Source organism: Williamsia sp. Y721, assembly GCF_059683565.1.
In genome coordinates this window covers 1629878-1652021 of the sequence record NZ_JCASNH010000001.1, presented here as the reverse complement: position 1 = coordinate 1652021, position 22144 = coordinate 1629878, and the positions used below count along the sequence as shown (strand labels likewise).

Genomic DNA, 22144 nt, shown 5'->3' with positions numbered 1-22144 from the left:
ACATGACGCGTATCGGCACCTCGGACCTCGATGTCTACCCACTGGTCCTGGGCGGCAACACCTTCGGCTGGACCAGCGACCCTGTCACCTCCTTCGCCGTGCTCGACAGCTACGTGGCGGCAGGTGGCAACTTCATCGACACCTCGGACAGCTACACCCAGCCCGGCAAGACCGATGGTGACTCGGAAACGATTCTCGGACAGTGGTTCCAGAAACGTGAACGGCGCGACGACGTCGTCCTCGCGACCAAGGTCGGCCTGCGGGCGGAGACCTTTGGTCTGGCTCCAGACAACGTGGCCCGGGCCGCGGAGGCCTCGCTGATACGTCTGAATAGCGACTACATCGACCTCTACTACGCGCACTACGACGACCCGAAAACACCGCTGGTCGAAACGATCGCCGCCTTTGATGCTCTGGTCCAGTCGGGGAAGGTCCGACATGTCGGGATCTCGAACTACTCCGCAGACCGGGTGGCCGAGTGGCTGTCGGTGTGCGAAGACAACGGATTTGCCAAACCCATTGCCCTGCAGCCCAACTATAGTTTGGTAGCACGTAAGGGCTTTGAGGCAGAGATGCGGCCACTCGCCGAAAAGTTCGACCTCGCCGTGTTTCCGTACTGGGCATTGGCCAGTGGATTCCTCACCGGCAAGTACCGAACCGAAGCAGACCTCGAGGGGGCGGCACGCGGACCATTGGCAGGCCGGTTCTTCAGCGCCGACGGGCTCGCGGTGGTCGCCGAACTCGACACCATCGCACAGGCCCATGACGTCGCGATCGCGACCGTTGCCCTCGCGTGGACGAGGCAACAACCGACGATCGTCGCACCCATCGCCAGCGCCCGTATCCCGGAACAACTCGATGCCCTACTCGCCTCGGTCGATCTCACTTTGACCGCAGCCGAACTAGATCGGCTGGACAGCATCTCTTCGGTCGGCTGAAACCGACAACTCCGCCGACGCCAGTCACCCACGAAACCTGAACTTCCACGACGTTCCCACCTTCGATGGCGGCAGTCTGAGTCGGGCTGGGGGTGCCCTCGGACACCCCTGTACCCGGACGCGCGAACGCCTTCATGGCAAGGCTCAACTCTTGGACGAGGGCAGAAGTTATACCCACACAACAAGAGTGGCCTGGTACGTTGCTTCTCGACTGCAGCTTCCTCTCGATCCAGACCGCGAGTTAAGGACCGATACAGTGGCACCTACGGAATCCACGACCGACTTGACCGAGTCGTCCGTCGAGCGGATGCTCGACATCTTCGATGTCGAGGAGGCGGGGCCCGACTGGTTCACCGGCACCAGCGACGGCGGGGCGCGACAGGTGGCCGACGGCACGCAATTGCTCGCCCAGGCGATCGTGGCGACCGCCAAGCGTTTTCCCGGCAAGTCCATCAGGTCGGCCCGTGCGGTCTTCACCCGACCTGTCGATGCCACACTTCCAGTCGAGTTCGAGGTGGACGTGATCCACGAAGGCCGATCGATGGCGAGCGCCAATGTGGCGGTGTGCCAGGGCGGCCGGCGATGCGCGATGGTGTCGGTGCTCGCCGATGTACCGACAGAAGACATCATCCGACACTCGGCTCCCCGCCCGGATGTGGCGTCACCCGCCGAGTCCAACTGGCGTGACATGCCCATGACCGGACGCGAAGTCCGCCTCGTCGACGTCGTGGACGTCAACAGCCCCGACGAGGTGGGTCCACCCGAGTTATACGCGTGGCTCAATTACGACCCAATCCCCGACCGCGACGACCTGGCGAAGGCATTGCTGGCGCACTTCACCGGCCATCTGTCGGTTTCCACGACCATGCGGGCGCACGCCGGGATCGGCACGAGCCAGGCGCATCAGACCGTATCCACGGGAGTGATGACTGTGACCATCGGCTTCCACGAACCGGTGGCGTGGGACGGGTGGATTCTCTACTCACATGAGAGCACGCAGGTCGGTGCCGGGATGACCTACGTGCGCGGGCAGGTGCATACCGAAGCCGGCGAGTTGCTGGCCTCCTTCACCCAGGAAGCCATCATCCGGCCGATCAGATCTGCGGACGCCGGCATTCCATCGGCGAAACGACTGTGAACCGCAGACGCACTGGCAGATCCGGCCTGTGATCGGCATTGCCATTCCTTCCCCAGGAGCCCATATGACAACACAGCACATCAGCGCCTTCAAAGACAGACCCGACTATCGCGTGGACATCCTCGCCCGCCGAAATGTCGTGACGGCGTCTGTCGGCGGTCGACCGCTGGCGCAGACGTCCCGTTCGCTCCTCGTCGACGAGCAAGACCATGGTTTGGTCTTCTATTTCCCCCGCACCGACATTCACGTCGAGCTGACCCTCGACCCCGATACAAAGAGTCGCTGTCCGTTCAAAGGTGAAGCCACACACTGGCGTTTCGACGATGATGGCGATTCCACGATCTGCTGGAGCTACGAGACCCCGTTCGAAGAGGTAATGCAACTCCGCGGATACGTTGCGTTCTACCAGGATTCGGTCGACATCCGCGTGGGGCAGGCGCATCCTGCGGTGTCGTGGCGTCCACCGGTGACAGGCAAATAGCGGCTTTCCTACCGTCGTCCGGGCATCACCTGGAGCGACGATCGTTGAACGCGATGAGGTTCATTGCCGTGAGATAGCCACCCTCGAGATGTCTTCCGGGTCGATGAGGTGGGAATGATCGTCGTCGCCGACATCGATCTGGACCACATCGATGTGGCCGTTGAATTTGCTTGCGCCGGCGTAGGCAGCGCTGACGGGCAGACCGTAGTCATCACCGATGTCGGTGGTCTCGTCCGCAGAAAAGATCAGCGGTTGAGTCTGTTCCACCCGACCTTCCCCGACGACGGCACCGTCATAGAACAGCGTCACCCCTCCGCCCTTGGCGAGTCCCCCGCCGTCATAGACGAATTCGACGCGAATCTGGTGACTGCCGGCGGGAAGTACTTTATCGGCCACGACCGTGAACTCGGCCATTCCCAACAGGTTGTAGACAAATGCGGCGGCCCCATCCTTCATATACAGCGCCCAGCCACCGAATCGGCCACCCTGGGCGATGATCACGCCGCTGGTGGTACCGGAAGTCGCACTGTCAATCGCCGCGGTGACGCTGAACGACCGGTTCTTGATGTCGATCACGCTGTGTTCGCTGAGGCGTTTCATCCCAGGGAACAACACCTGGGTCGTGCCTTTGATCAGTTGCGGCCGGCCGGCGATTGTCGCGTTCAAACGTTCGAATCGGCGGTCATCGATGGGCAGGACGTTGTACTTCACCGCCTCGATCAGCCATAGCCGCTGCAGCGCGGCCAGCCGCTCCGGCTGCTCTTGTGCGAGGTCGTGCGCCTGGGTCCAGTCCTTGGCACCGTCGTAGAGCTCCCATACGTCGTCGTCGAGAGCAACAAGTTCTTCGGCTGGAAGCCAGGGAGTGCTGTGGCGGGTCACTGCGCTCCAACCCTTGAAATAGATCCCCCGGTTACCGGCCATCTCGAAGTACTGCAGATCGTGACGCTCGGGCTCCTCGGCCGCATCGAACGTGTACGCCATGCTGGTGCCTTCGATCGGCGCCTGCTGCACGCCGTTGACAAACGTCGGTTCAGGCAGACCTGCAGCCTCGAGAATTGTTGGTGCCACGTCGATCACATGAGTGAACTGCGACCGAACCTCGCCCTTGCTCGATATCCCGGCCGGCCAATGCACGATGGTTCCGTTGCGGGTGCCACCCCAATGCGAAGCAACCTGTTTGGTCCATTGCAGCGGCGCACACATCGCCCACGCCCAGCCCACCGAGTAGTGGTTGTAGGAATCGACGCCGCCCAGTTTGTCCTTCATCTCCGCCATGAACTCTGGTGTTTCGATCGCGGCAAGCCCGTTGAAATTCGCCATCTCGTTGAACGCACCGTTGACTGTGCCCTCGGCCGAGGCACCGTTGTCGCCGATGATGTAGTAGATCAGCGTGTTATCCAGCGCGCCGACCTCTTCTACGGCGTCAACGACCCGGCCGACGTGAAAGTCGGTGTGCTCGAGGAACCCGGCATAGATCTCCATCTGCCGCTCCAAGACGGGTTTGAGCTCATCACTCATCTCATCCCACGACGGGATCGCGTCCGGACGCGACGTGAGCACGGCCTCGGCGGGGACCACGCCGAGGTCCTTCTGCCTCGCGATGATTGCCTCCCGCTGCGCATCCCAGCCGTCGGCGAACTTGCCGGCATATTTATCGGCCCACTCCGGGGGCACGTGGTGGGGTGCATGGGTGGCGCCCGGCGCGAAGTAGAGAAAGAACGGTTTCTCGGGAGCAAGCGCCTTTTGGGTCCGCATCCAGTCGATTGCGCGGTCGGCTAGATCTTCGGTGAGGTGATAGCCCTCTTCCGGGGTCTTGTCGGCCTCAACGGGTGTGATCCCGTCATACAGTGCCGGGTAGTACTGATTGTTCTCACCGCCGATGAAGCCGTAGAAGTGCTCAAAGCCCCCACCTCCGGTCGGCCATGCATCGAACGGGCCCACCGGCGAGGTTTGCCATGGCGGCACTTCATGGCACTTCCCGAACTGTGCCGTCGAATATCCGTTGAGTTTTAACGTCATCGGCAGTGCTGCCTTGGTGTTCGACCGCACTCCCGACGAACCCGGCGCCGACGTGGCGGTCTCGGTGATCATGCCCATCCCGACCGAGTGATGGTTGCGGCCGCTGAGTAGCGCAGCCCGAGTCGGCGCACACAGCGCCGCCGTATGAAATCGGTTGTAGGTCAGCCCACCGGCCTGAAGACGCTCCGCCGTCGGTGTGTTCGATGGCCCGCCGAATGCGCTGCTGGCCCCGTAGCCCACATCGTCGAGCAGGATGACGAGCACATTCGGTGCACCCTCGGGCGGCAACAATGGTTCGATCGGCGGAAAGCTGGTGTCGGGATCCTTCGCGTCGTACGTCACCAGTCCCAGATACTCGCGATCTGGAATCGGAAGACTCCCGCGGCCCGCGCTCAACTTGTCCACCATCGTCGACTCCTCGTCGTGGCCGATCACTGCGCGGACGCCGCTCAGGACACGAGCCGCCGATATCTCACCGGAGTGGAGATCCAACTCAACTACTGCTGCCGCCGCTCAAGTCTGCAAGGACATCCCACGTCTGCGCCTCACCCGAGATGGGTGAGAAGCCCCCGGAATCGGAACGATATCGTCGCGCTGGGCCAAAGCCATGCCAAAGCAATCTGCGCAGGGGTGACACCCACGTCGTTTGCGATCGCCGTGACCTCGTCGGCCGGTCACAGATTCCGCTGAAAGTTCTCTCCGGTGAAGCGCGGATTGGTGGAACGAAAGTCGTTCGCATCGAGGCCCTTGATGGCCTTCCCGACGAGCTCTTCGTTGATGTACGGACCATAGATTTCGGCAACCATTCAGCGCGCGGCTCGAGTCGAATGGCGCGCGCGTTCTCGAGAAGTCGCGGCAATGAACCACAGTCCACACAATCGGCTAGTGGGCTTGTCGATCGATGGCTGAAAATGGGTAAAACAGCGATCCAAGGATCACACCGCCAAGACGGAATACGGTGAGTACACCCGACGGATATCAGGAGCCCCGTATGCCAAAGCTGGAGATCAAACGGACATCTACGCTTTCTCGCAAGCAGGCGTCAGAAAAGCTGATCGCGCTCGGTCGAGCATTGGCCGAGGGAGTCGAGGTCGAACTCGGCACCGGCGGCGACTCCATCACTGTCGAAGTCGCGGACCAAGTCCAGTTCGAGCTCGAAGTCGAAGTTGACGGGGACGAAACCGAGATCGAAATCGAAATCAGCTGGCATGACAGCGGCCCGAACACTTCGGAGAGCGCGCCCCCGGCAAAGCCGGCCAAAGCGCAATCAAAGACGACTCGCCGCGCGGCCCCGCGCAAAGCAGCGGGCAAGTAGACCGCGGCGCCGACAGTCTGCAACGATCTCCCCTATTGCGCCTCACGCGAGACGGGCGAGAATCTCGCTCCGCGGATGGATACCGAATTTTCCACGTACACAGAGGCTTTGGTCGCCAAATCGCCACGTCCGCGCCGGACGTGGCTTGGTCGATCAGGATCTAAGTGTCGAGGACCGCGTCTACGCGTTCGTCCAACCCATCGAGCGCTGTCACGTCGATACCGAAGCGTAGATCGAGGACCTCGATCACCTCGGCGGCAGACTCGAATCTGGTCCGGGTGGACGTCCCATCCCGATGATGGACGGTCAGGTTTCGCCCCCGGAGATTCCACCGGGCATCATCGGTCACTCGCGCGACGGTCATTCCCACGACGAATATCGAGTCAGGGTAGGTGGACACGTACCAGCTGCCGACCTGGAGATCGATCTGCGGGACCGCTTCTCGCGAGAACGTGTACAGCGGATGCCAACTTCCACGGAGGTATGCTTCGAGCTGGTATTCGTCTGCGGCCCTTGAGATCCGGTAAGGCTCGTGCCGCGTCGATTGGACCTCGTCGACCACCATCCGAATCGGGGACGACAACGTCTGGCCACCAAAACCCACGTCCACGAGGTATTCGACACCGGTGTCGGGAACGGTCACCGACAATACGTGGTGTGTCCGGGCCGGTACGGGAGCATCGGCGCCGAGCATCCACACCACACGACCGGCCAACGGCCGAACGTCGAAACCCACCGCCTCGAGGGCGTACCGCATGAGTCCGTTGTGTTCATAGCAATAGCCACCACGACGACGGAACACAAGCTTCTCGGTCAGCGCTCGCGCGCTCAGATCCACCACCGGTATGCCGAGCAGTGGGTCTAGATTCTCGAAGGGAATGGTGCGGGTGTGGGCTGCGACCAGCGCGTGCAAGGTCTGCGGTGTCGGATCAACCGGCTTGTGGACGTCGATGCGAGCGAGGTAGGCGTCGATGTCGACGGACGGTTCAGCGGTGTCGAGCTTCCCGGATATGACCATCTCTCGATGATTCGCCCTCAACCCCACTTGAAGTCAAGCCCCTGCGAGCCACATATTCGATGGGGGCGAATACTCAATTGCCGACATCTGGAACGATCTGCAACCGGGGTCCTGGGTTGGCATGACTTCGATCGGGGAAGCCGTCGTCAGTTCGGCGTACCGAATATCAACAGCGAGGCCAGACCGGCGAGGACCGCCACCACGGTCAACCATCCCATCCACCCTGGGCCGGGCTCCTCATCGCGCAGACGACTATCGGCGTGCAGCACGGGCGATGTCCAGGGCAGTGTCGAGGGGTCGTGGCTCATATTTCTCCCCTTTCGGATGGAACGTTTGCTACGCCGCGGGAAACTCGAGATTCATCTTCGGGTGGTGGCGACCGCGAGGCTGCAAGGCCCCGACCCAGAGTCCGTTGACCACACTCGCGACGAAGATGCTGCTGTCGACCTGGACGGTGGTTCCTAGATACATTCGCCCGTTGACGACCATGCGTCCTCGGCCGAGGATCGGCAAATAGTCTTCTGGCGGACCGGGATTGGACACCACGTCTGCCACATCCCATGGGAATGGATCACTATCACTTGCGTCACGGACCATACGTACCGAGTTCTCGAGTAGTAGCGCGGGGTACAGCCGGCGTTCCAGTGGATCAGCATCAGGTTGGGCCGAGGAATGCGTCGAGATCGTCGTCATCCAGATGCGGTTGTCGTCATCGTGAGCCCACCGGGTCACATCCTCGGTGCCGGCCGTCTCAAGAGGACGCCATCGCACCATCGGGTCTGTAAACCACACGCTGGGAACGACTTTGAGACGTGTGGCGCCGGTTGGCTCTTGGTATGAGGTCGTCATACTCCTCTCGCTCTCAATCACTGCACCAACAACCGGCGTCAATCAACACAAGACACCAGTCGTTGTTGGTGGTGACTGTCCAGGGTGGTGCCGCCCAGGAATGTCACTGGGCGGCACCACCTGCGGTCAAGGGTTGGTCGCCTTTTCGGCGACTCTGTGTGGGTGGTTGTCTCCAGAGGTCGCCAACCCGTAAATCGGGCGGGGACCTCGGACTCCATCAGCTAACTCGATAGGCACCTCCTCGACATCATTCAGACATAAGGTCGGGAACACCGCAGCGTCGGCGCGAGCTAGACGACTGCGCGTAGCGCAGGTCAGTGCTCGCTCGTCAGCCGGATACGGTTTCGATGGATCTGGCAATATCCGAAGGTTCGATCTCGATAAGCCACCTCCTACGTCACTCGCGGGCCGCCACCCTGGTGGGCGACCAATCTGCGCAAGAACAGTTTTAGCACTCTGATCTACCGACTGCAACAACCCCCTCAAGAGACTTGCCGCACACGAAAGTTGTTGGTGTACAGGACTACTGATCCCGAATTAGAGACCGCGCGCCACGACGATCAAGGAGCCGTTGATGATGACGATGCGGTATACAGCTCGAGACGTCGGTCGTCGAACACATGGTTGACGGTGGAGATCTGCCTGTCGCGAGCTGTTGCCAGAGACAGTTGAGCGCCCGCGAACCCGTCGGCGTCCGGTCTGTCGAGCACCCATCCAGCCGTGTCGATGATGGCCGAGCCGCCGGTGAAGTCCTGGTCTCGCTCACGGCCGGCGCGGTCGGCACAGGCAACGTAGGCGTGATTGATCCGGAGATCGGCACGCGACTGTTCGATCGATCGACGAGACGGGTCGCGCTGACGCCGGCCGGGGCGGCGTTTGCCGAACGCGTGACCGCATCACTCGCGATTCTCGAGGACGCAGTCGTCGAGGCCGCAGACTTCGGTGCCGGAAAACGAGGCCGGGCGCGGGTCGGTTTCATCAGTTCCGCCAGCGTCGCCGTCCTTCCGAGCGCGGCATGCTTCTGACCACAGACGCTCTCGAGGCCGGCGGAGCACACCCTGAATTGATAGCGAAGGGTTGAGCAGGTCGCACGGTGGTTACCCTCGAAAGATGGCTGCAATCCCGGATTCCACAGTAGGCACGAACACAGCGTTGGCAGGCCTCGAGAGCACCTTCGCCGGCGAACTCGGCGACCTGGCGGTGCCGTGGCAGGGCGCCGCAGCTCCTGACCCCACGTTGCTCGTGTTGAACGAGCAACTCGCGGTGTCACTGGGGTTGGACGTAGAGACACTGCGCAGCGAGGATGGGGTCGGCGTGCTGTCCGGATCGACGGCTCCGGTCGGGGCCAAGCCGGTGGCGATGGCGTATGCGGGCCATCAATTCGGCGGGTACACACCGCTGCTCGGGGATGGTCGGGCGTTGTTGCTCGGTGAACTGGAGATCAGTGATGGCCGCCGAGTAGATCTGCATCTCAAGGGCTCAGGGCCCACACCGTTCTCACGGGGCGGCGACGGGTTCGCAGTTGTCGGTCCGATGCTGCGCGAATACCTGGTCAGCGAATCCATGCATGCCCTCGGCATTCCCACGACGCGCGCGCTGTCGGTGGTCGCCACGGGCCGGGACGTTCGCCGAACCGGCGCCGAACCCGGCGCCGTTCTCGCCCGCATCGCGGCCAGTCATCTGCGGGTGGGCACCTTCGAATACGCGGTCCGTCGCGGCGAGATCCTGCGGCCGCTCGCCGACTACGCAATCGCACGCCACTATCCGGAGCTGACCGACCTGCCGGCGAGCAATCGTTATCTGGAGTTCTTCGCCGCGGTTGTCGAGGCGCAGGCGTCGCTGGTGGCACAATGGATGCTCATCGGTTTCGTTCACGGGGTGATGAACACCGACAACACCACCATTTCCGGAGAGACCATCGACTACGGACCGTGCGCCTTCCTCGACGCATTCAACCCGGCTGCGGTATTCAGTTCGATCGACCACGGCGGGCGCTACGCCTTCGGCAACCAGCCGGCTGTCCTCAAGTGGAATCTGGCGCGGTTCGCGGAAACTCTGCTGACACTCGTCGATTCCACGCCGGATGAGGCGATCACCGCGGTTTCGGCGGTCCTCGACACCTTCGACGAGCGTTACGAAAGCCACTACGCGGCGGGTATGGCAGCAAAGTTCGGCTTGGCCGGCGCACCTGCCGATCGAGCCTTGATCGACGATCTGCTGACGCTGATGAACAAACATGGCGCCGACTGGACGGGCACCTTCCGCGCTCTCAGCGACGAGCTGCGCGGAAACCCTTCGCCTCTCGACAATCTCGTACCCCGCGAGCAGGTCGGGCCCTGGCTGGAACGCTGGCGCGCCGCCTTGACGGGACACCATCGCGGGGCAACCGAGACCGCGGACGCGATGGACCGCATCAACCCGCTGTACATCCCCCGTAATCATCACCTCGACGCTGCCTTGCGCGCCGCCACCGACGGCGACCTCGCTCCGTTCGAGAAGTTGCTGGACGTCGTCACCCATCCATACGACCACCGCGACGAGTGGTCCGACTACGCCACACCCGCTCCCGAGTTGTTCAGCGACTCATTTCAAACCTTCTGTGGCACTTGAGTATCACCTGATCGACAGCGCGCCCGCCATCATTCCCGCCAGAGGTGACGGAGGGAAGTGTGTCCTCGGCGGCAGCTGTCGGGGCCGACCACGGGAGGTTCTCAGCAAGAGGTCTACGTGTCGTTGCCGGACTCGTCGGACGACTGTCGGCGCTCGCGCAGCTGAGCCCAGTGGTCAAGACGTTGCCGGATGTGCCTCTCGTAGCCGCGATCTGTGGGTTCATAGAAGGTGCGACGGTCCATGTTGGTTGGGAAGTAGTTCGCGCCGGAGAATCCGTCGTCGGTGTCGGGGTCGTACTCGTATTCCTTGCCGTAGCCGAGATTCTTCATCAGCTTGGTCGGCGCGTTGAGGATATTGAGAGGTGGGGCGAGGGAGCCCGTCTGCTTCGCCGCCTTGATGGCTGAACCGAAACCTCGGTAGACGGCGATCGACTTCGGGGCGGTCGCCAGGTAGACGACGGCCTGCGCGATCGCGAGTTCGCCTTCGGGAGAACCCAACCGCTCGTAGACATCCCACGCAGCCAGTGCTTGGTGAATCGCTTGCGGATCAGCAATGGCGATGTCTTCGTTCGCAAACCGGACAAGGCGACGGGCGATGTACAGCGGGTCTTCACCACCGTCGAGCATCCGCGCGAGCCAGTACAGCGCGGCGTCCGGGTCCGAACCTCGCATCGACTTGTGCAGAGCGGAAATCAGGTTGTAGTGGCCCTCCTGGGACTTGTCGTACAGGGGAGCCCGTTTTTGAACCACTGCGGCCAGCGCGGCCGTGTCCAGGTGTTGTTCGGTGTCCGGGAGAGCGAGGAGCTGTTCGCACATGTTGAGCAGATACCGGCCATCACCATCGGCCAACGCCAACAATGCGGTACGGGCTTCTGCGTCGAGGGGTAGAGCTCTGCCACTGAGCTGTTCGGCACGCGTGACAAGCGCCTCGAGGGCGGGCTCGTCGAGACGCTTGAGGACAAAGACCTGGCACCGGGACAGGAGTGCGCCGTTCAATTCAAAACTGGGGTTCTCGGTCGTCGCACCCACGAGAATAATGGTGCCGTCTTCGACGTACGGCAGAAAGCTGTCCTGCTGGGCCCGGTTGAATCGGTGTATCTCGTCAACGAACAGCAGAGTTCCCTGGCCGACTTCTCTCCGCTTTTGTGCAGCCAGGAATACTTTGCGCAGATCTGCAACACCGGAGAAGGTCGCCGACAACGGCTCGAACACCAGATCTGTCTGTTGTGCCAACAGACGAGCGATTGTTGTCTTCCCGCATCCGGGCGGACCCCACAGGATGATCGACACCAGCCGCTGCTGGGCGACCATCCGCCCGATCGGCGCGTCCGCCGCAAGAAGATGATCTTGGCCGACAACGTCTTCGAGTAAGGTCGGCCTGAGGCGGTCGGCAAGTGGTCGGGACGTATCGTCCACCTCGAACAATGACGGCGGCGGGTTCTGCTCCATGGCCCTACCTCGTTCCTGATCAGTTCTCAACGGTGCCACGGCACCGGGCCGTCCACAACATCGCTGGTGGACGCGCCGCCGCCGGGCGCAGCGACCGGGAGTGCCCGAGCATTGACGCCGGTCCGGCGGGGCTGGATCGACAGCGGTTGCCTCCGTCGGTAACCATGGTGAATGGAGAGTCGTCGAGACCAATGGGTCGTCGACGTACGCTGGACACCTCCAACGGAATCAGGGAGAGATGAACCCAGACAAGCCCCATGAAATGCCGCCGTTGAGAGCCGAGGACTTGGTGATGTCCCCGGCACCTCCTGTGGACGCTTGGTGGTGTGTTCTCTCGGGTGTACCGCTTGGACTGCTCATCGGAATCAGTTGGTGGGCACTACCCGAAGCACTCGATATAACACGCCCGACCAGCGACCGAGAGCCAACTACCGCAGCGTGGCTCCTGTGGGCCTCACTTGCAGTCTTGCCCATTCTGATTGGACTACTCGCCGCTTGGCTCTCACCCACTGTCCGCCGAGCCGCACTCGCTTCCGTGTGTACATCGCTTCCGATCACGTTGTTCTTGATATCTCTGTTTTAGGGGCCGCAGACGCGGATCGCTGTTCAGCCAAGAGTGATACTGATACACGCCGGGGCAGCACCAAATAGGAGGCGCCATATGACGTGGAATTTGACCAAAACCACTGAACTCGCAGACGGAGTCGTGCGCTGGGAATCCTTCGGTGACGGTCCGCCGATCGTGCTTGTGCATGGCACGCCGTACTCATCGTTTCTGTGGCGCGACGTTGCGCTCGCACTCGCCCGCCGCGGACGACGCGTCTACGTCTTCGACCATCTCGGGTACGGACGATCCGATAAACACCACGGCCAGGACCTCACCCTTGCGGCACAAGGCCGCAACTTCGCAGAATTGTTGCGACAGTGGAACCTGCAGCGCCCCAGCGTCGTTGCCTGCGACATCGGCGGTGCGATCGCGCTACGGGCTCTGCTGCTCGAACAGGCCACCTACTCAGATCTGACACTCTTCGATGCCGTTACCGGAGGAGATTGGGAGCGGGGTCTTTTCGCGCTGATCCGCGAACACCACGACGTTTTCGAACAACTTCCCGCCTATGCCCACGAAGCCCTGGTGGCCGCACACCTGCGCAACGGCACGCATCAGGGTTACCGCCCGGGGGTCCTCGAAACGTATCTGGAGCCATGGCTCGGTCCCGACGGGCAAGCCGCTTACTATCGCCAATACCGGCAGCTCAGCCAAAGCGACACCGCCGATTACGAGCACCTACTCGGCACCATCGATATCCCCGTAACCCTGCTGTGGGGTCGCGAAGATCAGATCCTGCCCCCGCCTTACGGGCATTGGATCGAAGAACGAATCCCCAACCAGGGACTCACGTGGGTCGATGATGCCGGGCACCTACTGCCCGAAGACGCACCGGCCCAACTGATCGAGCGATTGACGGAGGTTCTGGGTACGTAAGCGGTCGGGATGCCGAAGACACCCACGAAACGAGGTCACCTACTCGGGCTCGAGTACGTGACCTCGTTCTCGCCGTTCAGCAAATGCGAGTCAGGCATCGCGGCGACGCAGGGCCCACCAACCCAATCCGAGAGCCGCAGCCGCCCAGGCTGCGGTCACCAGCAGACCCACCCAGGGCCCCGGGGAGCCGATCGGATTCTCGACGAGAACCTGACGACCGGCCCGGTCTGGCAGGTAGTCGGCGACGCCCGCACTGCTGGTGACATTGCCGAGCACGAAGGACAGCAGCAGCACAACTGGAATGAGGATTCCCAATGTGGCTGCGGTACTGCGCAATAGGTTTGCCACCCCGAAGGCGAACAACGCCATCAGGGTGAGGTAGATGGCGCACCCGATCATCGCACGAAACCCGGCCGGGTCGGTCCATTCCATTCGGTCTTCACCGAGCAGCCCTTGTCCACCGTAGAAGCAGGCCACGGCCGTCGCGAGGCCGATCAAGAAGGCCAGTCCCGCAACGACGGCCACACTGGCCAGGTACATCACACCGCGGCGGGGCACGGCGACGAACCAGATCCTTGTCCCGTTGTTCTTGTATTGCGCAGCCGCCACGAGGGCACCGAAGGTGATCGCGACGGCCTGACCGAAATTGATGCCGAAGAACGAGGTGATCAGTGGGTCGAAATCTGGTTCAGCAGCTTCCTCTTTGCCAAAGGTCGCGCTACCGAGCAGAGAGAATCCGACGGTGACGACAAAGAGCAGTGCGAGTGCCCCGCCGAGCGACGGCAATGTCCGGGTCTTGATCCATTCCGAATGAAGAACGGGCGCATACGTCATGGCTATACCTCCTGGGTGGTCGTGCCGGATATGTGAGTGGCCGCTTTCGCTGTCAGAGCCAGATAGGCCTGTTCGAGCGATGCGGGTTCTTCGGCCAGTTCGAGAACAGGTATGCCCGCCTCCGCCAGTAGCGGTCCGACGTCCTCGATCCGGGCACCGCCAACCATCCAGCGACCGCTCTCGCCTGCGACGGCGGTGAAGCCGGAACGGGCGAGCACATCGTGCGGACGTTCACCGACCGGGGTACGCAGTCGCACATGGGATTCGGCATGAGAACGAACGAAATCGTCGATACCGGTATCGGCCAGGAGCCGGCCCTTGCCGAGTACGAGCAGATGATCGGCGAACACGGCGGTCTCGCTCATCAGATGGCTGGAGACCAGGATGGTGCGACCCTCGCGAGCCAGCCGCTGCAGCGCCTCCCGAATCCAGATGATCCCCTCCGGGTCCAGACCATTCGACGGTTCGTCCAAGATCAGCACCCGCGGGTCACCGAGCAGTGCCGCGGCGATCCCGAGACGCTGACGCATACCGAGCGAAAAGCCCGAGACCCGTCGGCCCGCGTCCGCAGCCAGCCCGACCTCCTCGAGCACGACGCCAACGCGGGCAGCCGGCAGCTGGTTGCTCGCAGCAAGCGCGAGAAGATGATTGCGCGCGGTCCGTTTCGGGTGGGCAGAGGTGTCGTCGAGAAGCGCTCCCACGAGCGCCAACGGCCCGGATGCCTCGGCGAAAGGCGCGCCTCCGATCGTCGCGGTGCCGGATGTGGGCCTGTTGAGGCCGAGAATCATTCGCATGGTGGTGGATTTGCCCGCACCGTTGGGACCGAGGAAACCGGTCACCACGCCGGGGCGCACCGTGAATGTCACACGGTCGACCACCGGGGTCGATCCGTATACCTTCGTGAGCTCGTGAACTTCGATGGTGGTCATGACTTTCAGCCTCGTCGGAGGTGGCACCGTGGTCTCCCCCCACGGGCGGGACTCGTCTCCCCCGTTTCGGGGAGACGATTCGACTGCGGGTACTGGCACCATGAGGTCATGCTCCGCACGATCGGCCGGTTGGTGATCCGCCCGGCCACCTACACCCGCGGCCTTCATCTGTGCGTGCCACTGGCGTTTGCTGCGGTCTGGCTTTTCATCGACTTCGACCGGCCCTACATGCTCGCGCTGTTTGTCGTGCCGGTCGGATTGATTCCGGGGATGCGGTTGGCCGAGGGCGTCCAGGCGCGTCTGTTCCTCACCCCCGGCGAGGGTGCCGACGGTAGTGAGCCGTCCATCAGCGCCGCGCCGTCGGCACGATGGTCAGACCGCTGGCGCACTGTGCTCTGGCTCGAGGCGCGCCTGGTCCTCAGCGCGGTCCTGCTCGCCATCTGTGTACCGACGATATTTCTATGCGCGGACCTGATCGGCGCCGCGGCCGGAGCACCGCCCAGCGCCGAAACCATCCTGCGGATCGAACAACCACACTGGTTGTACGCGTTCCTGATCCCCATCCCCCTCGCCGTCATCATGGCAACCGTCATCGGCCTCGGGGAGTTGGCCACCAGACTGGCCCGCCGGCTACTGGGGCCCTCGCCCGCGGAGCGGATGAAAGCACTGGAAGCACGCACCGATCTGCTCCTCGAACACAACCGACTGGCTCGCGAACTGCACGATTCGATCGGTCATGCCCTCACTGCGGCGGTGTTGCAGGCCGGGGCCGCCCGCACGGCCGATGATCCGGAGTTCACAGCTCGCGCACTACGCGCCATCGAAGAAACCGGACGCGCCGCGCTCGACGACCTCGATCGAGTTCTATTGGTCCTGCGCGATTCCGGAGGTCCGGCAGAGCGCCCCACTCTCGCCGACGTGGATCGCCTGGTGGAGTCCGCACGATCCGCAGGCGCCGATGTCGAGGCATCAATCACCGGTTCGCTCGACCATGTGCCGGGACCGCTGTCCCGGGAGGGCTACCGCATCCTCCAGGAATCGCTGACCAACGTATTGCGGCACGCCGGTCCCGGGCCGGTGTCGGTCGGGGTGCGAGTGGAGGACACTCAGCTAGAACTCGACATCACCAACGCCCTCCCCCTCGACACTCCTTCCACCCGGGCCGGTAGCGGATTGCGTGGTATCCATGAACGTGCGGAACTACTTGGTGGCCATGCCTTCACCGGTCCCGTCGACGACCACTGGCAGGTCCGCGTGACACTTCCTCTCGATGGACTACGGTGATCGCCGGTGCCGATCACTGTGCTCCTGGTCGACGACGAACCCCTTGCCCGTGCGGGTCTGCGAGCGATCCTCGACGCGCAACCGGATATCGAGGTCGTCGGCGAAGCCGCTGACGGGGCCGCCGTCATCCCGCTGCTGCGGCAGTTGCAGCCGACGGTGATCGCCATGGATGTGCGGATGCCGCTGATGGATGGGATCGACACGACGCGCGCGATCCTGCGCGCAGTGCCGACGCCGCCGAAGATCCTGATCGTGACAACCTTCGAGAACGACGAGTACGTCTACCGGGCATTGCGGGCCGGCGCAGACGGCTTCCTGCTCAAACGTGCCCGTCCCGCCGAGATCGTCAATGCCGTCCGCACTGTCGCGGAGGGAGATTCACTGCTCTACCCCGCCACCGTTCGGACGCTGGCCGCAGGCCACGGAAACACTTCCGCCCGCGATCAACTCGAACACGCCGCCCTCACCGAACGCGAGTCGACGGTGCTGCGGTTGATGACCCGCGGCCTGTCGAATGCGGAAATCGCCACGCACATGTTCGTCGGCGCCGAAACCGTCAAGTCCCATGTCAGCGCGGTGCTGGCAAAGCTCGGGGTCCGGGACCGGACACAAGCCGTCATCGTGGCGTACGAATCCGGGTTCGTCACAACAACGTGAGGCGTTGTCGGTCACTCCAGCCCGGCGAGAAAGTGCTCCGCGGCGTCGTGCACGCGTGTTTGATCGCCACTCGCGAGAAGGTCGAGGAGCAACCCACGAATCGTGGCAATCACCAACGTGGCCATCCGGTTTGCCGTGGCCGGGTCGGTACCCGGCCCCTGGGCTTCACACAGGGTCGTCATCCAGTCGGTGCCCACCTGCTGCAGGAATTCCGCATAGGGCTCCGGTGCCTGCAGGGCGCTGCCATAGACGGCAAAGAATAGTCGAAACGTCGCCCACTGATGCTGATCCGAGCTCCATGTCCACACCGCGCGCGCCGCGGTGGCGAGGTCCGGCTGCTCACCGGACAGCTCACCGGTGGCCACGACAATGCGTTCGCGCAGCCGCCCGAGGATGGCCTCGAGTAGGTGTTCTTTGGTTCCGAAGTGGTGCACCAACGTCGTGGTCGACACCCCGAGGGCCGCCGCCATGGGCCGCCATGACAGATCAGCGAAACCCTGATCGGCGGCATAATCCACCGCCGCGTCAAGAAGTTTCGCTCGCCGTTGGTGGTCAACCGGTCGCCCGACCATGGTGTCCTCCGTACCCATCCCGACTTGACTTCATAGGACGATCGTTCTAGTAATTGTTATTAGAACGAACGTACAGGTAATCATGGCACAGCGATCGGCCACCACCGCCGACCCGCGAGAGGAATTCGATGAACAACGCAGACCAGGCAGTTGTAGACAACGGTCTCACCCATCCGACACCTGTTGTGTCAGTGAGTCCGATAGAGCTGCCGGCCCCAGAACGCGGTGCAGACCTGCAGTTACGCATCTCGGCTCCGGTCATCGGCGGCGATCTGCCCATCATCTTGTTCTCCCACGGCTTCGGATCGTCGATGAGGGCGTATGGCCCCCTGGCCGACTTCTGGGCAGCTCACGGCTTTGTCGTGATCCAACCGACGCACCTGGACTCTCGAATGGTCGGACTCGGACCAGCCGACCCGCGGCAAAGCCGGTTGTGGCAGTACCGGATCGAGGACATGAAGCGCATCCTCGACAACCTCCAGATTGTTGAGGCTGCGGTCCCAGGCCTGGATGGACGCCTCGATGACACCCGGATCGCCGCAGCCGGACATTCATTCGGCGGCCAGACCACCGGCAGTCTGATGGGCTTGCGTGTTCTCGATGCGGAAACCCAGCAAGGCCCCGACATGTCCGATCCGCGGGTCAAGGCCGGCGTACTCATCGCGACCGCAGGTCGCGGCGGAACCGACCTCCGTCCCGAATACGCCGCGCAAATGCCTTGGCTCAATGCCAGTTTCGATCACATGACCAAGCCGACCCTGGTCGTCGCAGGAGATGCGGATGTCAGCGTTTTGTCCACGCGTGGGGCGGATTGGTCGGCCGATCCCTACTGGCTCAGTCCAGGTGCCCAATCGCTGATCACCCTCTTCGGGGCTGAACATTCACTCGGAGGCATCCCCGGATACGAGGCCGCGGAAACCACCGACGAAGACCCTGCTCGCGTGGCAACACTGCAACGGTTGACCTGGGCATTCCTGCGCAGCACCCTCTATCCCGACGATCCCAGCTGGGCACAGGCAAAGGCCGAGTACCAGCAGAACCCGACGACGCCGGGCCGAATCGACTCGAAGTGATCGAGCCCTAAAGACGCTGGGCGGGTGCGGCACTCACCGAGGTCTCACCGATCCAGGTTTACTGAGGGGTCCAGCCGGGCGCGTCGACGCGTATCGCTTTATCCCCGACGAGGGCTGTCAGCGAGGCCTCGAGTCTCGCCAGTTCTGCAGCGCCGATCTGTTGTTCAAACTTTTCGCGCAGCTCGTCGAACACGTCCTCCCCCTGTCGCAGGACCTCGAACCCGCGTGGCGTGACCTCCAGTCGTTTGCGACGGGCATCTTCGGGATCGGCATCTCGCGACACGTAACCACGGTCGATGAGAACCGAAATCGTCTTCGCTGCGGCCTGTTTCGACACCGACATGCGGCGGCCCAGATCCGAGGCACTGTCCGCGCCCGCCGCGATGGCTCGGATCGCGAAGTCGTGGGCGGGACGAAAATCGTCGTATCCGCGCTCGGCGAGGTCGACCATCGCAGCGTCCACCAGTGTGCGGTAGCCACCCAGGAGAAGGAGCGCGAGATCGGCGCCAGATCGCGACATACATACAGGTTAGAGACAACACCTGGACAAAGACAACCAGGTTGCCTATTGTGAAAGACAACCTGGTTGTCGACCGAAAGAAACAAATGATGCAACCCACGGCCCCGAGCCCATCCACTCCCGGGATCACCCATCACAACGCGCAGGTGAACGGCGCGACGATCCACTACGTATCCGCAGGCACCGCCGGGTCCCCAATCCTGTTGGTCCACGGCTTTCCCGAGACCTGGTGGGCGTTTCACAAGGTCATCCCACTCCTTGCCGCGAAGCACCGCGTCATCGCCGTCGACTTACGCGGGTTCGGCGACTCGAGCAACGACGAGGGTGATTACGACAGTTCAACCTCAGCTGAAGACCTGCACCAACTCATCGAGCAGCTGGGGATGGGACCCGTACACATCACGGGCCAGGACATCAGTGGAGCCACCGTCTTCCGTCTTGCCGCTATGCATCCAGACGACATTCGCAGCTTGACCGCGATCGAGATGGGCCTCGCCGGCTTTGGCCTCGAACAGTTGGGTGATATCACCCATGGCGGCTCCTGGCATATCGGCGTCCTGGCCGCGCCCGGCATCCCCGAGATGCTCCTCGCCGGGCGCGAACGGGAGTTCTTGGAAGACTGGGCATTCCCGGCGATGAGCGCGGATCCGGGGTCGATCACCGCTACCGACATCGACGAGTTCGTTCGCACGTACTCCCGCCCGAACGGCTGGCGTGGCGCGGCCGGTCTCTATCAGTCGATGCTCATCGAAGGCGACGGCCTCCAGCAACTGGCCACCACCAACCCACTGACGTTGCCCGCCCTGGCGATCGGCGCCGGCGGCGGATCGTTCACCGCGGATACCGTCCGCCACATCGCGGCGGGAACCATCGAGACCGTGCAACTCGAAGGTGTAGGCCACTACGCCGCCCTGGAGGCACCAGAATCTCTGTCGACAGCAATCCTTGATTTCTTGGCGCGGGTCGACGCCGGCTGAGCCTGCGGATCAGCCCTGAAGTCTGGCGGATACGTGGCTGCCGAGGGCAAATATCCCTCGCAGCCCTGCTATTCGACAGGTTTCAGAGCTACGACCGCAGGTGTGCGAGTACCGCGAGCACCCGCCGGTGTCCGGTGTCCGTTGCCGTCAGCCCCAATTTGGCGAAGATGTTGCCGATATGTTTGCTCACCGCGGTATCGCTGACGAAGAGTTTGCGCGCGATCGCGGCGTTCCCGAGGCCTTCGGCCATCAATTGGAGTACTTCCGATTCACGAGGTGTCAGCGATCGGATGGGGTCATCGGCACGGCGCCGACTCATCAACTGGGAGATCACTTCTGGGTCCATCACAGTTCCGCCCGCAACCACGCGGTGCAGCGCGTCGACGAACTCCTCGACCTTGCCGACCCGCTCCTTGAGCAGGTACCCCACACCGGACGCACTGCCGGAGAGAAGTTCTCCGGCGTAGCGGTCTTCCACGTAGGCAGAGAGCACAAGGACCGGGAAGTTCGGGACCCTCCGGCGCGCCTCGATCGCGGCCTTGAGTCCTTCGTTGGTGAACGTGGGTGGCATACGCACGTCCAGCACCGCACCGTCAGGCGGGTCGGCGTCAAATGCGTCCAGGAACTGTTCGGCATCAGCGACCGCTGCGGTCACCTCGATGCCGACACTACGCAGCAAGAGCGCAAGCCCCTCGCGCAGCAGTGCGTCGTCTTCCGCGATCAAAATCCGCATGGCAGCTCCACTTCGAGTTTTGTCGGTCCGCCGGGCGGGCTGTCGAGCGTCATCGTTCCCTCGAATGCTGCCACGCGACGACGGATACCCGGCAATCCACTGCCCAACGTCTCGTCGGCTCCGCCCCGCCCATCGTCGAGTACTTCGATGACCAAGTTGTTGCCCGCCACACCGTTACGTGTGCTGATGGTCAGATGCACCGTGCCGGCACCGCTGTGTTTCACCACGTTGGTCAAGGCCTCGGCCACAACAAAATAGGCCGCGGCCTCGACGGCAGCGGGTGCACGGTGCAGTTTTCCGGCGTCGAGTACGCAGGTAACCGAGCATCGGCCGGCCAGTGCTGCCACTGCACCGTCGAGGCCGAGCTCATCAAGGATCGGTGGATAGATGTCGTGGACGAGTGTTCGCAGTTCCGACAACGCATCCGTTGCGGCGTCCTGGGCCCGAAGTAATTGCGGGAGGGCCTGTTCGGGGTCGACCCGCAGTGACCGCTCCGCGAGCCCCAACATCATGACGACCCCGACGAGCCTGTTCTGCGCACCGTCGTGCAGATCACGCTCGATGCGCCGCAGTTCGGCCGAGTGTGCGTCGAGGGCAGCGGCCCGACTGGCGGTCAGGGCCGACACCCTCTCGGAGAGTGCGGTTTCACGCCCAGGTGCCAACAACGCTGTCGTTATAGCCGCGACCCCTCGGGCCAACATCGGATTGAGCCACCACGTCAGCAACCCATACGCGGCCGCGACCAACGGCATCGTGGCGGCCAGTGCCCACGAGGTGACCGGGTACGGACTTCCTGCCGGACTATCGGCCGGCAATGCCCACCAGTAAAAGGGAGTCGACAGCGAATCCAGCGCCGCCAGCGGCAAAACCACGGCAACCAGCCCCGTGACCAGCGCTCCAAAAGCATGCAGGACCAACCAGGCAAGGTCGCGGCGAGTAGAAGCTGCCGACAGCATCTTCCGCACGTCGCCGAATCCAGCGGCCTCATCAATGGGTGGATACCACTCTGGGACCACAGTTCCCGTGTACCGCCCCGTGCGCAGCCGTGCCCGGCCCGCCCAGAGTCGCAACAGCCGCAGGTAAGTCGGGGCCACCAGCCACCCGACAATCAGAATCATCAGTGAAACGATGACCAACCCGGCAATCACCAGCGCCAACGACACGAACGCCGACACACCTTCGACCATCAGATAGCGAGATGCCCGCCACCAACGTGCGGCTTGCCCGGTTCGCCTCATCGCTCCAGGATGCCGTACGGCGCGGTCG

23 protein-coding genes are annotated in these 22144 nt (G+C 62.9%); 11 read left to right on the top strand and 12 right to left on the bottom strand.

Annotated elements, in window-relative coordinates:
• Positions 1-2: 2 nt before the first annotated feature.
• The 3 genes from AC56PL_RS07375 (at position 3) to AC56PL_RS07365 (ending at position 2557) form a co-directional block, all read left to right on the top strand.
• On the top strand, positions 3-938 hold the full coding sequence (locus AC56PL_RS07375) for an aldo/keto reductase (protein ID WP_495515690.1): 936 nt from the start codon (positions 3-5) through the stop codon (positions 936-938).
• Positions 939-1245: 307 nt separating this feature from the next.
• Complete coding sequence (locus tag AC56PL_RS07370) at positions 1246-2076, top strand: acyl-CoA thioesterase (protein ID WP_497153584.1); 831 nt, start codon at positions 1246-1248, stop codon at positions 2074-2076.
• Between the two features lie 64 nt (positions 2077-2140).
• Positions 2141-2557, top strand: coding sequence for a DUF427 domain-containing protein (locus AC56PL_RS07365; RefSeq protein WP_497153374.1), 417 nt, complete (start codon positions 2141-2143; stop codon positions 2555-2557).
• A gap of 60 nt (positions 2558-2617) precedes the next feature.
• Here the strand turns inward: AC56PL_RS07365 and AC56PL_RS07360 are convergent, their stop codons facing one another.
• A complete protein-coding gene (locus AC56PL_RS07360; RefSeq protein ID WP_497153583.1) occupies positions 2618-4972 on the bottom strand; it encodes an arylsulfatase in 2355 nt (784 codons plus the stop codon).
• Positions 4973-5250: 278 nt separating this feature from the next.
• A complete protein-coding gene (locus AC56PL_RS07355) occupies positions 5251-5382 on the bottom strand; it encodes a hypothetical protein (RefSeq protein ID WP_495515688.1) in 132 nt (43 codons plus the stop codon).
• Positions 5383-5567: 185 nt separating this feature from the next.
• Here AC56PL_RS07355 and AC56PL_RS07350 point away from each other — a divergent pair, with 185 nt between their 5' ends.
• Complete coding sequence (locus AC56PL_RS07350) at positions 5568-5891, top strand: amphi-Trp domain-containing protein (RefSeq protein ID WP_495515687.1); 324 nt, start codon at positions 5568-5570, stop codon at positions 5889-5891.
• A 160-nt stretch (positions 5892-6051) separates the two neighbouring features.
• Here AC56PL_RS07350 and AC56PL_RS07345 read toward each other — a convergent pair whose 3' ends face one another.
• From AC56PL_RS07345 to AC56PL_RS07335, 3 genes are all read right to left on the bottom strand, one after another.
• Positions 6052-6909, bottom strand: coding sequence for an arylamine N-acetyltransferase family protein (locus AC56PL_RS07345; protein WP_497153373.1), 858 nt, complete (start codon positions 6907-6909; stop codon positions 6052-6054).
• Positions 6910-7055: 146 nt separating this feature from the next.
• On the bottom strand, positions 7056-7217 hold the full coding sequence (locus AC56PL_RS07340; RefSeq protein WP_497153372.1) for a hypothetical protein: 162 nt from the start codon (positions 7215-7217) through the stop codon (positions 7056-7058).
• Between the two features lie 28 nt (positions 7218-7245).
• Positions 7246-7641, bottom strand: coding sequence for a hypothetical protein (locus tag AC56PL_RS07335; RefSeq protein ID WP_497153371.1), 396 nt, complete (start codon positions 7639-7641; stop codon positions 7246-7248).
• A gap of 785 nt (positions 7642-8426) precedes the next feature.
• Here AC56PL_RS07335 and AC56PL_RS07330 point away from each other — a divergent pair.
• A complete protein-coding gene (locus tag AC56PL_RS07330; protein WP_497153370.1) occupies positions 8427-8783 on the top strand; it encodes a hypothetical protein in 357 nt (118 codons plus the stop codon).
• Positions 8784-8868: 85 nt separating this feature from the next.
• Entirely contained in the window at positions 8869-10368 is a 1500-nt protein-coding gene (locus tag AC56PL_RS07325; RefSeq protein ID WP_497153369.1) for a protein adenylyltransferase SelO, read from the top strand.
• Between the two features lie 113 nt (positions 10369-10481).
• On the opposite strand, the gene AC56PL_RS07320 is transcribed toward AC56PL_RS07325, so the two are convergent.
• Positions 10482-11816: a replication-associated recombination protein A gene (locus AC56PL_RS07320; RefSeq protein ID WP_497153368.1), complete on the bottom strand. Its 1335-nt coding sequence runs from the start codon at positions 11814-11816 to the stop codon at positions 10482-10484.
• A gap of 661 nt (positions 11817-12477) precedes the next feature.
• On the opposite strand from AC56PL_RS07320, the gene AC56PL_RS07315 reads away from it, so the two are divergent.
• Positions 12478-13299 (top strand): alpha/beta fold hydrolase, encoded by an 822-nt coding sequence (locus tag AC56PL_RS07315; protein WP_495515680.1) that lies wholly within the window; start codon positions 12478-12480, stop codon positions 13297-13299.
• A gap of 90 nt (positions 13300-13389) precedes the next feature.
• Here AC56PL_RS07315 and AC56PL_RS07310 read toward each other — a convergent pair whose 3' ends face one another.
• Both AC56PL_RS07310 and AC56PL_RS07305 read right to left on the bottom strand, forming a co-directional pair.
• Complete coding sequence (locus AC56PL_RS07310; RefSeq protein ID WP_497153367.1) at positions 13390-14133, bottom strand: hypothetical protein; 744 nt, start codon at positions 14131-14133, stop codon at positions 13390-13392.
• A 2-nt stretch (positions 14134-14135) separates the two neighbouring features.
• Positions 14136-15062, bottom strand: coding sequence for an ABC transporter ATP-binding protein (locus AC56PL_RS07305; RefSeq protein ID WP_497153366.1), 927 nt, complete (start codon positions 15060-15062; stop codon positions 14136-14138).
• Between the two features lie 108 nt (positions 15063-15170).
• Here AC56PL_RS07305 and AC56PL_RS07300 point away from each other — a divergent pair, with 108 nt between their 5' ends.
• Both AC56PL_RS07300 and AC56PL_RS07295 read left to right on the top strand, forming a co-directional pair.
• Positions 15171-16346: a sensor histidine kinase gene (locus tag AC56PL_RS07300; protein ID WP_497153365.1), complete on the top strand. Its 1176-nt coding sequence runs from the start codon at positions 15171-15173 to the stop codon at positions 16344-16346.
• Between the two features lie 6 nt (positions 16347-16352).
• The gene (locus AC56PL_RS07295; protein ID WP_497153364.1) at positions 16353-17003 is read left to right on the top strand and encodes a response regulator transcription factor; all 651 of its coding nucleotides are present in this window, start codon (positions 16353-16355) and stop codon (positions 17001-17003) included.
• Positions 17004-17014: 11 nt separating this feature from the next.
• On the opposite strand, the gene AC56PL_RS07290 is transcribed toward AC56PL_RS07295, so the two are convergent.
• Positions 17015-17575: a TetR/AcrR family transcriptional regulator gene (locus AC56PL_RS07290; RefSeq protein ID WP_497153363.1), complete on the bottom strand. Its 561-nt coding sequence runs from the start codon at positions 17573-17575 to the stop codon at positions 17015-17017.
• 128 nt (positions 17576-17703) lie between these two features.
• On the opposite strand from AC56PL_RS07290, the gene AC56PL_RS07285 reads away from it, so the two are divergent.
• Positions 17704-18648 (top strand): alpha/beta hydrolase family protein, encoded by a 945-nt coding sequence (locus AC56PL_RS07285; RefSeq protein ID WP_497153362.1) that lies wholly within the window; start codon positions 17704-17706, stop codon positions 18646-18648.
• A 58-nt stretch (positions 18649-18706) separates the two neighbouring features.
• Here AC56PL_RS07285 and AC56PL_RS07280 read toward each other — a convergent pair whose 3' ends face one another.
• Positions 18707-19168, bottom strand: coding sequence for a MarR family winged helix-turn-helix transcriptional regulator (locus AC56PL_RS07280; protein ID WP_497153361.1), 462 nt, complete (start codon positions 19166-19168; stop codon positions 18707-18709).
• A gap of 86 nt (positions 19169-19254) precedes the next feature.
• On the opposite strand from AC56PL_RS07280, the gene AC56PL_RS07275 reads away from it, so the two are divergent.
• On the top strand, positions 19255-20145 hold the full coding sequence (locus tag AC56PL_RS07275) for an alpha/beta fold hydrolase (protein ID WP_497153360.1): 891 nt from the start codon (positions 19255-19257) through the stop codon (positions 20143-20145).
• 88 nt (positions 20146-20233) lie between these two features.
• On the opposite strand, the gene AC56PL_RS07270 is transcribed toward AC56PL_RS07275, so the two are convergent.
• Both AC56PL_RS07270 and AC56PL_RS07265 read right to left on the bottom strand, forming a co-directional pair.
• A complete protein-coding gene (locus AC56PL_RS07270; protein WP_497153359.1) occupies positions 20234-20878 on the bottom strand; it encodes a LuxR C-terminal-related transcriptional regulator in 645 nt (214 codons plus the stop codon).
• Positions 20866-22116 (bottom strand): sensor histidine kinase, encoded by a 1251-nt coding sequence (locus AC56PL_RS07265; RefSeq protein ID WP_497153358.1) that lies wholly within the window; start codon positions 22114-22116, stop codon positions 20866-20868. Before AC56PL_RS07265 ends, AC56PL_RS07270 begins: the two co-directional genes overlap by 13 nt.
• Positions 22117-22144: the final 28 nt, after the last annotated feature.

Excerpts from the sequence above, each read along its gene's own strand:
- AC56PL_RS07350 (WP_495515687.1), top strand. The coding sequence starts at position 5,568 with ATGCCAAAGCTGGAGATCAAACGGACATCTACGCTTTCTCGCAAGCAG.
- AC56PL_RS07310 (WP_497153367.1), bottom strand. The coding sequence starts at position 14,133 with ATGACGTATGCGCCCGTTCTTCATTCGGAATGGATCAAGACCCGGACA.
- AC56PL_RS07315 (WP_495515680.1), top strand. The coding sequence starts at position 12,478 with ATGACGTGGAATTTGACCAAAACCACTGAACTCGCAGACGGAGTCGTG.
- AC56PL_RS07265 (WP_497153358.1), bottom strand. The coding sequence starts at position 22,116 with ATGAGGCGAACCGGGCAAGCCGCACGTTGGTGGCGGGCATCTCGCTAT.
- AC56PL_RS07355 (WP_495515688.1), bottom strand. The coding sequence starts at position 5,382 with ATGGTTGCCGAAATCTATGGTCCGTACATCAACGAAGAGCTCGTCGGG.
- AC56PL_RS07270 (WP_497153359.1), bottom strand. The coding sequence starts at position 20,878 with ATGCGGATTTTGATCGCGGAAGACGACGCACTGCTGCGCGAGGGGCTT.
- AC56PL_RS07375 (WP_495515690.1), top strand. The coding sequence starts at position 3 with ATGACGCGTATCGGCACCTCGGACCTCGATGTCTACCCACTGGTCCTG.
- AC56PL_RS07300 (WP_497153365.1), top strand. The coding sequence starts at position 15,171 with ATGCTCCGCACGATCGGCCGGTTGGTGATCCGCCCGGCCACCTACACC.
- AC56PL_RS07305 (WP_497153366.1), bottom strand. The coding sequence starts at position 15,062 with ATGACCACCATCGAAGTTCACGAGCTCACGAAGGTATACGGATCGACC.
- AC56PL_RS07340 (WP_497153372.1), bottom strand. The coding sequence starts at position 7,217 with ATGAGCCACGACCCCTCGACACTGCCCTGGACATCGCCCGTGCTGCAC.
- AC56PL_RS07290 (WP_497153363.1), bottom strand. The coding sequence starts at position 17,575 with ATGGTCGGGCGACCGGTTGACCACCAACGGCGAGCGAAACTTCTTGAC.
- AC56PL_RS07280 (WP_497153361.1), bottom strand. The coding sequence starts at position 19,168 with ATGTCGCGATCTGGCGCCGATCTCGCGCTCCTTCTCCTGGGTGGCTAC.
- AC56PL_RS07370 (WP_497153584.1), top strand. The coding sequence starts at position 1,246 with ATGCTCGACATCTTCGATGTCGAGGAGGCGGGGCCCGACTGGTTCACC.
- AC56PL_RS07325 (WP_497153369.1), top strand. The coding sequence starts at position 8,869 with ATGGCTGCAATCCCGGATTCCACAGTAGGCACGAACACAGCGTTGGCA.
- AC56PL_RS07320 (WP_497153368.1), bottom strand. The coding sequence starts at position 11,816 with ATGGAGCAGAACCCGCCGCCGTCATTGTTCGAGGTGGACGATACGTCC.
- AC56PL_RS07345 (WP_497153373.1), bottom strand. The coding sequence starts at position 6,909 with ATGGTCATATCCGGGAAGCTCGACACCGCTGAACCGTCCGTCGACATC.
- AC56PL_RS07365 (WP_497153374.1), top strand. The coding sequence starts at position 2,141 with ATGACAACACAGCACATCAGCGCCTTCAAAGACAGACCCGACTATCGC.
- AC56PL_RS07275 (WP_497153360.1), top strand. The coding sequence starts at position 19,255 with ATGATGCAACCCACGGCCCCGAGCCCATCCACTCCCGGGATCACCCAT.
- AC56PL_RS07285 (WP_497153362.1), top strand. The coding sequence starts at position 17,704 with ATGAACAACGCAGACCAGGCAGTTGTAGACAACGGTCTCACCCATCCG.